We start from the raw sequence: 3,711 nt of genomic DNA on the forward strand, positions 1-3,711 counted from the left end.
TTCTAGGAAACCAGCGGATCCGCTTATCCACGATTCACACACTGCGGCGTGTGAAACTGGGCAGCTGCCCGAGTTAGGTCTTGCCAGTCTTTTGGACCTTGACCGCGAATCCCCGCAGGAGTCTGATCCCGCGCCATGGGATCAGAGCTCGACGACTATCGACGCCTGGAGCGCATTTGCCGGCAGGACGCGGAGAGGGTCGTGCTGCCCGAGAGCCGGGCAGCGCTGCTCGTCATGGCCGGGCAATACCGGGTCGCGGCGGCGCGCCTCGAGCAGGGCAACGCGTTTGCCAACACGGTGCCCACACGGTTGATTTCGGCCTTTGTCAGAATTTCGTCTAAGCTATTGATTTTGCTTGGTGAGCGCGGAGGGACTCGAACCCTCGACCCCATGATTAAAAGTCACGTGCTCTACCGCCTGAGCTACGCGCTCACTCACCTGAACATCTGATCCGGACCGAGCGGTGAAACCGCTCCGGATCATGCTTCAGCCCGCGCTGTGTAGGGGGCGGGGCCCATCGGGTCAATAGCCGACGGACGGTCAATTGTGCACCGTTGCGGCGGATTTGCTGTTCCGGCCCGTGAGGTTAGGGCCGTTTCTTGAAGTCGGCTCAGCTGTCGTGGCGGATTTCCGAGCCGACCGGCTGCTGCGGGGCGGCGACCGAGGGCAGGCTGACCGGGCGCAACCCGATCAGTTCCGCGGTGCGGATGGCGCTGTTGCGCCAGAATGCGAACTCGTTGATCCGCGAATTCTCCAGGATCGCGATCGCGACCGCCGCCAGGAATGGCAGGCTCTGCAACACCAGGACGCCGGCGAAGATGTAGATCTCGCGCACCTGCTTGTAGCCGTTGGTCACGACGAGCACGGTCGCGCCGATCAGCAGCAGCACGCCGATCACGGCTTCCCAGAACGCCTGGAATTCGATCGACATCCGCGACAGGCCGCCCTTGGAGGTGCGGGCGAAGGCGAGATGCTCGGTGATCAGGCCCTGCGCCACCGCGCGCGACACCGTCCACTGTACGCTCATCGCCGCGATCATGGCGCCCAGCATCTGTCCGGCCTTGATGTTCACGCGCAGCCGGTAGAGCGCGACGAAATGGACCAGCGAGACGATGAAGGAGGCGATGATCGGCAGCGTCAGGATCTTGTCGGGGATCGCGATGTCGGCAAAGGCGACGATCGGCACCCAGATCAGATTGAGGATCGCAACCACGACGCCGAGACTTTCGGCGCCTAGCCAGTTGAGCCAGCCGAGCGAGAATTCGCGGCGCTGATCGGGTGTAAGCCGGCTGGCGCCGGGCAGGAAGCGCCGCCAGTGTTTCTTGACGATCTGGAAGCCGCCATAGGCCCAGCGGTGTCGCTGCTTCTTGAAGGCCTCATAGGTGTCCGGCAACAGCCCTTCGCCGTAGCGCACATTGGTGTAGTGCGTCAGCCAACCGGCCTGCTGGATCGAGAGGCCGAGATCGGTGTCCTCGCAGATCGTGTCAGAGGACCAGCCGCCGACCTTGTCCATCGCGGCGCGGCGGATCAGGCACATCGTGCCGTGCACGATGATGGCGTTGAACTCGTTGCGCTGGACCATGCCGATATCGAAGAAGCCGGCATACTCGCCGTTCATGATGTAGTGCATCAGCGAGCGGTCGCCGTCGCGATGCTCCTGCGGCGCCTGCACCAGGCCGACGCGCGGATCGGCGAAGGCCGGCACGAGGTCCTTCAGCCAGTCCGGATGAACGACGTAGTCGGCGTCGATGATGCCGATGATCTCGGCGTCCGCCGCAGTGCGGTCCATCGCGATGCGCAGCGCGCCGGCCTTGAAGCCCTGCACCTTCTCGGCGTTGATGAACTTGAAGCGCTCGCCCAGCAGTCGGCAGTGATCCTGGATTGGCCGCCAGAAATCGGGATCGGGCGTGTTGTTGATAATGCAGACGCACTCGAAGTTCGGATAGTCGAGCCGCGACACCGCATCGAGCGTCTGCTTCAGCATCTCGACCGGTTCGAAATAGGCCGGGATGTGGATCGAGACCTTTGGGAACTTGACGTTCTCGCCGATCGTGGCCGGTGCCAGCGGCGCGCTCTTGCCGATCAGCCGGCGCGGGCCGCGGCCGAACGCCACCGCTGCGATCTCCTCGATCCGCGCCATCGCGATCAGGACCAGCGGAACCAGCAGCACGAGGCCGAGGCTGAGGGCGAAGGCCGAGCCCCAGACGAAATAGTGCGTGGTCCAGTATGAAAATACGGTCGCAACCCAGGCGCCGACACCGTTGGCGGCGGCCGACAGCAGCAGCGCCTGCATCACGGTCGGCTGGTCCAGCCGCAGGATCGGCAGCGACATGAACAGCCCGACCAGCACGGCGACCAGCGCGATCTTCCAGTAGTTCAGATCGGTGACCGGACCGGTCCAGGCGAACTTCGCCTCACGATCGGCATTGAGGATGCCCCAGTAGGGACCGACGCCGCCTTCGAAGAACTTCCACGGCTGATCGATGGCTTCGACGATATTGTAGTCCATGCCGATGGCTTCGGCGCGGGTGACGAAGTTGCGCAGCACCGTGGCCTGCTGGAACGCGCCGGGCTCGGCGTTGCGCAGATTGTAGCCCTGGCTCGGCCAGCCGAATTCGGCGATCAGGATGCGTTTGCCGGGGAAGGAGTCGCGCAGCAGATTGTAGCGGTCGACCGCCTGATCCACCGCCTGCTTGTCGGTGAAGTTTTCCCAATAGGGCAGCACGTGCGCAGCGATGAAGTCGGACGAATTGGCAAGCTGCGGATGATCGCGCCAGATGTTCCAGATTTCACCCGTCGTGACGGGAACGCTGACCGACTTCTTGACCCGCTGGATCACCTTGATCAGCCGGTGCACGTTGTTTTCGGCGATCGCCCATTTCACGGCTTCGGCGCGCTTGTCCTCGGGCTGCAATTCCGCGTCGTGAAGGCGTTGGGCTTCCTCGCGGAGGATGCGTTCGGATTCCTCCGGCGGCACCCCGATTTCCGGAACCGAGCCAAGGTTCTCCAGCGGGACCTGCTCACCGCGGAACACGGTTTCGTTGCCGACCACGATGCCGATGACGTTGCTGTTGCGCTTGGCAAGATTGATCGCGGCGTCGATCTCGCGATTGTTGCGGTTGGCGTCCTTGTCGATCCACGCCCCGACCGTGACCTTCATGCCGAACTCGGCGGCCACCGGCGGCACCAGCTCGTTGCCTTCGGTCGACGAATAGAGGCGGACCGCCTTTGTGATCGTGGACAGCTTTTTCAGGTCGGTGCGCACCTTCTCGGTGTCGGCAGCGAGATCGGCGACGGTGTGCCCTGACTCGAACGGGGCGTAGGACAGGCTCGGCAGCGTGCCACGGAAATCGGGCGCCGACTGCTTCTCCTGGAAGAGACCCCACAGGGCGGCGTGGGCGGCGGTGACAAGCAACAGGACGGCGACGACGGCGCGCATCGCGGTTAAACCATACGGGGCCTGAGATTGAGGACTAAGCGAACCCGTCCCCTGGGTTCGACCAACATCACGGTGGAGGGAAAGATATCTCCGCCATCCGATTTAACAACTGGTGTGCCGCGATGGCGTTTTAAGGGCGCAAGCCGTTCCAGCCGCGAAAAAAATCGCGGCCGGTCCCGATCGCGCGACGCGGCTATTTCGACGCCGGCGTGGGTGACGCCGACGGGGTCGGCGCGGGCGAGGGCGACGCAGCCGGCGCGGGCGCGGCATTG

2 protein-coding genes and 1 tRNA gene are annotated in these 3,711 nt (G+C 63.9%); all 3 read right to left on the minus strand.

The genetic code is table 11. From position 1 onward, the window contains the following. Nucleotides 1–356: 356 nt before the first annotated feature. Nucleotides 357–432: transfer RNA gene (locus tag H8A95_RS42050), tRNA-Lys, on the minus strand. A gap of 178 nt (nt 433–610) precedes the next feature. Beyond that, nucleotides 611–3,439: a glycosyltransferase gene (locus H8A95_RS42055; protein ID WP_229188314.1), complete on the minus strand. Its 2,829-nt coding sequence runs from the start codon at nt 3,437–3,439 to the stop codon at nt 611–613. Nucleotides 3,440–3,444: 5 nt separating this feature from the next. After that, on the minus strand, nt 3,445–3,711 hold a 267-nt coding region (locus H8A95_RS42060; protein WP_229188315.1), incomplete at its 5' end, for a hypothetical protein.

Source organism: Bradyrhizobium oropedii (assembly GCF_020889685.1).
Classification (GTDB): Bacteria; Pseudomonadota; Alphaproteobacteria; order Rhizobiales; family Xanthobacteraceae; genus Bradyrhizobium; species Bradyrhizobium oropedii.

Excerpts from the sequence above, each read along its gene's own strand:
- H8A95_RS42055 (WP_229188314.1), bottom strand. The coding sequence starts at position 3,439 with ATGCGCGCCGTCGTCGCCGTCCTGTTGCTTGTCACCGCCGCCCACGCC.